The organism is Kitasatospora sp. NPDC054939, from assembly GCF_053610105.1.
Genome location: NZ_JBSGXP010000242.1, coordinates 1 through 6,345, shown reverse-complemented (window position 1 = coordinate 6,345; position 6,345 = coordinate 1). Strand labels below are relative to the sequence as shown.

6 protein-coding genes are annotated in these 6,345 nt (G+C 72.2%); 4 read left to right on the top strand and 2 right to left on the bottom strand.

Annotated features, from left to right (window positions below):
- Positions 1-64: 64 nt before the first annotated feature.
- Positions 65-847 (bottom strand): TNT domain-containing protein, encoded by a 783-nt coding sequence (locus tag ACWGB8_RS37275; protein ID WP_452218102.1) that lies wholly within the window; start codon positions 845-847, stop codon positions 65-67.
- A 330-nt stretch (positions 848-1,177) separates the two neighbouring features.
- Between ACWGB8_RS37275 and ACWGB8_RS37270 the strand changes: the two genes are divergently transcribed.
- Genes ACWGB8_RS37270 through ACWGB8_RS37260 form a run of 3 tightly spaced genes read left to right on the top strand, consistent with a single transcriptional unit; the run spans position 1,178 to position 4,013 of the window.
- On the top strand, positions 1,178-1,792 hold the full coding sequence (locus ACWGB8_RS37270) for a hypothetical protein (protein ID WP_452218101.1): 615 nt from the start codon (positions 1,178-1,180) through the stop codon (positions 1,790-1,792).
- A 23-nt stretch (positions 1,793-1,815) separates the two neighbouring features.
- Positions 1,816-2,121 carry a hypothetical protein gene (locus ACWGB8_RS37265; RefSeq protein ID WP_452218100.1) on the top strand — a complete coding sequence of 102 codons (306 nt, stop codon included), beginning with the start codon at positions 1,816-1,818 and terminating at the stop codon, positions 2,119-2,121.
- Positions 2,122-2,156: 35 nt separating this feature from the next.
- Positions 2,157-4,013, top strand: coding sequence for a CHAT domain-containing protein (locus ACWGB8_RS37260; protein WP_452218099.1), 1,857 nt, complete (start codon positions 2,157-2,159; stop codon positions 4,011-4,013).
- Between the two features lie 29 nt (positions 4,014-4,042).
- On the opposite strand, the gene ACWGB8_RS37255 is transcribed toward ACWGB8_RS37260, so the two are convergent.
- Positions 4,043-5,125 (bottom strand): TerC family protein, encoded by a 1,083-nt coding sequence (locus tag ACWGB8_RS37255; protein WP_452218098.1) that lies wholly within the window; start codon positions 5,123-5,125, stop codon positions 4,043-4,045.
- Between the two features lie 273 nt (positions 5,126-5,398).
- Between ACWGB8_RS37255 and ACWGB8_RS37250 the strand changes: the two genes are divergently transcribed.
- A complete protein-coding gene (locus ACWGB8_RS37250; RefSeq protein ID WP_452218097.1) occupies positions 5,399-6,157 on the top strand; it encodes a class I SAM-dependent methyltransferase in 759 nt (252 codons plus the stop codon).
- Positions 6,158-6,345 lie beyond the last annotated feature (188 nt).

The window sequence follows — 6,345 nt, the reverse complement described above, 5'->3', positions numbered from 1 at the left end:
CCCCCGGGGAACGGGCGCTCGGGCGCGGGACGGCGCGGGCGTTGCCGACCCGGGCCGCGGTGGCTCAGGAGGTGGAGGCGGCCGCCCTGGCCGCCGCGCACTGCTCGGGAGCGGTGGTCGTCAGGTATTCGTGCTTGACGAGGTTGGCGACGTTGAACGTCTCGGCCTCGGCGAAGTCCGCGGGCTTGAGGGCGGGGTCGAGCCACTGCTGCCGGCCGAAGCCGGGCTGGGCGAAGGCTGCGGCGGTGGTGCCGTCCTGGACCTGGAACGTCCGGCTGACGGTGTAGCAGTGGTAGTCGTTCGCAGGCCCGTTGAGGGAGTCCGGGGGCAGGGCACGCTTGGCGTAGGGCGTGCCGCCGGGGGCGAGGAACTTGCCGGTGTCTGCGCCGAAGCGGTCCAGGAGCCGGCCCGTCTCCAGGGTCGTACGGTGCATGTCGACGGTGCCGTTGGTCTCGGTGAAGCCGCGGTTGTCCGGGTACTTCCAGCGGGTGCCCTCCCGGTACCAGTCCAGGAACTGGGTCGGCTCCAGGCCGCCGAAGCGGTGGTACCCCGTCAGCATCGCGGCCACGGGCCCCTGCTGGGGCAGTGCGGCCGGCCCGAGTTCGGGGTAGCCGCAGTAGTAGACCTGCGGGTCGTCCGGGGGATTGCCGCCGGGGCAGTCGCCGGGCAGTTCCACCGGCGGAGCGGCGGGCACGGCGGCGGGCACGCGGTCCGCTGTCGGGTCGGCGGCTGCGGCGACGGTGGTCGGGGAGGGGGCGGAGGTCGCCGCGGCGGCGCCGGCGCCGGTGACCAGGGTCAGCGGCAGCGCGGCGGCCAGGGGCAGCGCGGCGAACAGGGACGAGCGCATGGGTGGGCTCCAGCGGGTCAGGGGGCCGTGAAAGAGGCCGTGCCGGGCCCGCGAGAAGAGGCCGCACGGGCACGGCTCATTGCACACGGAAATTGCTCCGTATCCGCACGATCTCTGGTGTGGCGGGGCTGGATGGCACTCGGGTGGGTCAAGCGGCAGACCCCTGCGGGCCCCGCGGGTGCTGATGGCCACCACCCCGCCCCTTCGCCACGGGGTCGACTCCGGCCGCCCGTCGACACCCTGCTGGGCCGCGACTATCGTGAAGAAGAAGGTCAGAGACGTACGAGTGCGCACCTCGGGGCTGGGTCGGAGCGATCCTAGGAGGGCGTCATGAACGGCCGACACGCGCTCTGGCGCCTGCGCAGGATGAGAGCCGCCCGGGACTCCACAGAACCGGACGCCGCAGCCGACAGCGCCGCGGCGGCGAAGGCCGCCGCCGACGAGGCCGCCGACGAGGCTGCCGCCAGGACGGCGGAGCAGGAGCGCGTGAGGCTGGCCTACACGGTGGCCATGGACCTGTTCGGCGCCCAGGATCGTACGGTCGGCGGGCTTCGTACCAGGGCGACCGGGATCTTCGCGACCGCGGCCTTCGTCGTCACCTTCTCGTCGTCCGTGCGCCTGATCGGGCCCGGCGCCGCGAACCACTTCCCGCTCTGGGCGGCCGTCTCCCTGCTGTGCGTCGTCCTGGTCCAGGGCTGCTTCGTCATGATGGTGCTCTGGCCGAGGACCTTCACGTTCGGCCACAGCGTCCACGACGTGCTCGACGCGCGGGAGGGCGGGGCGCAGGCGCCTCCCGTGGACCGGGAGCTGGTCCTGCACCTGGTGGAGACCCTGAACAAGAACAAGAAGCGGATCAAAGCGCTCGCCACGTACTACCGGTGTGCCGTCCTCCTGCTGCTGGCCGAGGTCTCGCTCGTCCTCGCGGCGGTGATCACCCAACTGTGACTGTCCGTGATTGGAGGCGGGACATGCCAGGCCCGAACGGAAACGGCGGCGAACACGAGTGGCCCACGGTCGTCCACCGGGGAGAAGCGCACGTTCACCGGGGAGAAGCGCAGGGGCGACAGATCCTGCACCTGGACCTGCCCGAAGGCGTCGACGCCGCAGCCGTCGGCGAGATCCTGACCCGGCACGGCGTCGACTACCTGAACGTCACGGACGTCCCCGGCGGGACCCCGGCCGCGCAGGTGGAGCTGATCGGCGACGACGCGGCGGACCGGGCCGTGGCGGCCCTGCAGACCGACCTCGCGGGCGGTGCGGACGCCGCCGACTGAGGCCGCCCGCTCCGAGGGAGCGCGGAGGACGAGCGATGGAGCGCGACTCACTGTCACTGGAGATCTCGGGCCACGAGGGACGCTACTCGGTCCGGGCGCAGGCGGGAGACATCCCCGGCGCGCTGGTCGACGGCGTCCCGCTGGACGTCGCGGAGCTCCGGAGGGCGGCAGGCACCCTGCAACTGCCGGTGAGGAGAGTGAACCTCGTGACGAGGTCGGGCCGGAACGAGTTCTCCCTCCGGGGCGAGACCGCCCGGCAGATCGGCGACCGGCTGTTCGAGGCGGCCCTCCCCGGCGAGGTGCGCACGTTGTACGCCGGCACCCGGCGCGCCGCGGCCGCGCGGGGCCGCCCGCTGCGGATGCTGCTCCACCTGGACGACCCGGAGCTGACCGCGCTCCCGTGGGAGCTGATGCACAGCGAGGAGTTCGGCTACCTGTGCCTGGACCACGAGGTCGTACGCCGGGTCGACCCGGCCCGGAGCGTCGCGCCGCTCGCCGTGACCGCACCCCTCCGGGTGCTCGCCGTGGCCTCCCAGACACCGGGCAAGCCCCGGCTGGACATCCGCAGGGAACACCGCGACCTGAAACGCAGCATGGCGGCGCTGGAGCAGGACGACCTCGCCCGACTGGACTGGTTGACCGTCAAGGACTGGCAGCCGATGCTGGGGGCGTTGAACGGCGGCTGCCAGGTCCTCCACTACGTGGGCCACGGCGGCTACGACGAAGCCAGACGGGAAGGCGTGCTGCTCTTCGGCGACGGCCGTGGCAGGGTGCGGGGAATCCACGCCGAAACCCTGGGCCTGGTGATCGGGGCAGCGCACCCTAGGCCGCAACTGGTGGTCCTGAACGGCTGCGAGACCGGAGCCGCGGGCGGCCAGGACGTCTTCTCCAGCGTCGCGGGAGCGCTCCTGGAGTACGTTCCGGCCGTGGTGGCCATGCAGTTCAAGGTCACCGACGACGCCGCGATCGTCTTCGCCCGGTTCTTCTACCAGGCCCTGGTCGGGCTGCGCCGCCCGATCGACGTGGCCGTGCACCAGGGTCGGCTCGCCCTGCTGCTGCAGGACGACGACAGCCTCGCCTGGGCCACGCCGGTGCTCTACGTCCGCGACGACGAGGACGTCCGCCTCTTCGACATCGAGCGGCCACAGCCGCACCAGGAGAAGGCCGTAGCGGGGCTGGAGGTCGACGAGGCACGGCTGATCGCGGCCGGCGCGGCCCACGGAACGCAGGTCACGGGCACACCGGCGCTCGTCCAGGACCGGCCGGGCGGCGGCGGCGACTTCGCGTTCCTCTGCCCCGCCGAGGACACCGGCCTCGTCCATCTGCGGCGCAGGAACGACACGGCCGGCCTCCCGTGGGACCTGCCGGCCCGCGTCCTGCCGGACCTCGGGGCGGTGGGGGCCGTGGGGATGGTGGAGAGCGATCTCGGGGAGGGGCGGGGGAGCTTGGAAGTGGTGGCGCGGGTGGGGGAGCGGTTGCGGTTCCTGTGGAACGAGACGGGCGAGCCCGCGGACTGGCAGGTGGCGGCGGAGCCGCTCGCGGGCGGCGTGCGCGGCAACCCGGTGCTGCTGCAGGAGCGGCTGGGCCAGCCCGGGGACTTCCACCTGGTGTGCCCGGCGGCCGGCGGCGGCCTGATGTTCCTACGGCGCCGCAACGACCTGCGCGGGATGCCCTGGACCCTGCCGTACACGATCGCCCGGGACCTGGACGTCGGCGCCGTCAGCATGATCCAGAGCACCTTCGGCGGCCGCGACGGCCGGCCGGGCGGCAACCTCGAACTCATCGCGCGGGCGGGCAACGCGCTGGAGTTCTTCTGGAGGGGGCCGCCGCCCGACTTCTGGAAGCACCTGACCATCGACGACCGGCACCCCCTGGTCACGGCCCTGTCCTGAGCGCACAGGCCGCCGAGGGGACTGTGCGGCTACGCCTTGGGCGGTTCGGGCGGCCGGGGTGGTTCGCCGGGCGGCGGGTCGTCGTCGCGTACGAGGTCCGGCTCCTTCCGGGCCCCCCGCTCGGCACCGGCCCGGTCCCCGTTCTGCGTCCCGGCGGCAGGGAAAGGGCCCTCGGTCTCGCCCCGGGGAGGGCGCCGGATGCTCAGCACGATCGACACCGCCAGGACCGTGACGATCACGGCCAGGCTGAGCGGGGACGGGATCTCGGGGATGCTGGTGGAGAAGATCTCGTGGGAGGCCTGCAGGATCAGCTTCACGCCGATGAAGGAGAGGATCAGCGCGAGGCCCTTGCTCAGGTAGTGGAACCGGTCCAGCAGGCCCGCGAGCAGGAAGTACAGCGCCCGCAGCCCGAGGATGGCGAACGCGTTGCTCGTGTAGACGATGAACGCGTCGTCGCTGACCGCCAGCACGGCGGGCACGCTGTCGACGGCGAAGACCAGGTCGGCCGCCTCGATCGCGGCGACCACGGCGAGCAGCGGGGTCGCGACGCGCTTGCCGGCCTCCTTGACGAAGAACCTCATCCCGGCGTACTCGTCGCGGACGGGAACGACCTTGCGCAGCAGCCGCACCGCGAAGCTCTTGCCCGGATCGAAGCTCTCGTCCTCCCCTTTGAGGATCTTGTAGGTGCTGTAGAACAGGATCGCCGCGAACACGAACAGCACCGCGGTGAAGCGGCTGACCACCGCCACACCGGCGGCCAGGAAGATCCCGCGGAACACCAGCGCACCCATCACGCCGTAGAACAGCACGCGGTGCTGGTAGGCGCGCGGCACCCGGAAGTAGGCGAAGATCAGCGCGAAGACGAACAGGTTGTCGACCGACAGGCTCTTCTCCAGCAGCCACGCAGTCGTGTACTCCACGCCGGGCGTCGTACCGAGGACCAGGAAGACGACGGCGCCGAACACCATGGCGAGCCCGACCCACACCCCGCTCCAGGCGGCGGCCTCCTTGAAGCCGATGACATGCGCTTCCCGGTGCGCCAGCAGGTCCACCGCCAGCGAGACGATCACGGTGACGGCGAACGCCGCCCACAGCCAGAGCGGGACATCCATGGGATCGCCCCTCCAAAGGCAGGGTGGAACAGAGCCCTCACGAGCGATTGTGGACCGCCCCGGACCCCGTCGCCAGCCCGTACACGCCGTGCAGCGCTGCCGACTCGGCGAAAGCAGCCGCGCCGCCCCCACCCGTGCAGCCGACCGCGCGGGCAGCGCCGGAGCCGGTGCCGGCCACACCGGTACGCCGAACGCAGCAGCAGTGCGCACCGGCCGGCCCAATCAGACGCCGCAGCGGCGGCGGCGACACGAGGCCGCCCGTAGCGTGACGGCATGCCGAACCGGTCCAGCAAGCTCTACCAGGCCCGCTACGCCCTGCGTCACCCGCGCCGGATCCTGCCGCACACCCGACGGCTGGCCCGTGACACCTGGCTGCGCCTCACCTCGCCCGACCACATCGGCTACTACCGGGCGGTGATGCGCTCGGACACCGCGCGCAGCGCCGACCGCGCGGTCGGCAGCGGGGACCGCGAGCACTGGCTCGCCCTCGGCAAGCTGCAGTACGACTACCTGGTCGGCCATGGTCTGCGGTCCACGGACCGCATGCTGGAGATCGGCTGCGGCAACCTGCGGGCGGGCTGGCGGTTCATCGACCACCTGGCACCCGGCCACTACCACGGCATCGACATCTCGCCCGACATCCTGCTCGCGGCCCGGCGCACCGTCGTCGAATTCGGCCTCCAGGAGAAGGTGCCGAACCTCGGCCTGGTGCGGGACCTCGACCTCGCCTGGCTCCCGGACCGGTACTTCACCGTCGTCCACGCCCACAGCGTGTTCTCGCACTCGCCGCGTGAGGTCATCGAGCAGTGCCTGGCCAACATCGGCCGGATCCTGCACCCCGAGGGGTTCTTCGACTTCACCTTCGACCGCACCGAGGGCACCGAGCACCAGGTACTGCGCGAGGACTTCTACTACCGGGCCGAGTCACTGATCGCGCTGGCCGGCCGGTACGGGCTGCGCGCCGAGCTGATGGCCGACTGGGAGCTGCTGCCGCACAAGCAGTCGAAGATCCGGGTGGTCCGCGCCGCCTGAGACACGACGGGCCCGGCTCACCGGACGGGGGTCGCCCATCGGGGCGGGCCTTCATCGCCGCCGAGGGCGCCCGAAGGCGCAGCGCGGCTTGATCGTTCGGTCAGAGGGCGAGGGTTCGCCAGCCCTGGGTGATCTGTTCGCGGACGGTGCCGGTGTCGAGCAGGGTGTGTCCGGCGCCCTGGCCGGCG

What these genes read in the sequence shown, in the direction of transcription:
- ACWGB8_RS37275 (WP_452218102.1), bottom strand. Translation starts at nt 847, where the DNA reads ATGCGCTCGTCCCTGTTCGCCGCGCTGCCCCTGGCCGCCGCGCTGCCG.
- ACWGB8_RS37270 (WP_452218101.1), top strand. Translation starts at nt 1,178, where the DNA reads ATGAACGGCCGACACGCGCTCTGGCGCCTGCGCAGGATGAGAGCCGCC.
- ACWGB8_RS37265 (WP_452218100.1), top strand. Translation starts at nt 1,816, where the DNA reads ATGCCAGGCCCGAACGGAAACGGCGGCGAACACGAGTGGCCCACGGTC.
- ACWGB8_RS37260 (WP_452218099.1), top strand. Translation starts at nt 2,157, where the DNA reads ATGGAGCGCGACTCACTGTCACTGGAGATCTCGGGCCACGAGGGACGC.
- ACWGB8_RS37255 (WP_452218098.1), bottom strand. Translation starts at nt 5,125, where the DNA reads ATGGATGTCCCGCTCTGGCTGTGGGCGGCGTTCGCCGTCACCGTGATC.
- ACWGB8_RS37250 (WP_452218097.1), top strand. Translation starts at nt 5,399, where the DNA reads ATGCCGAACCGGTCCAGCAAGCTCTACCAGGCCCGCTACGCCCTGCGT.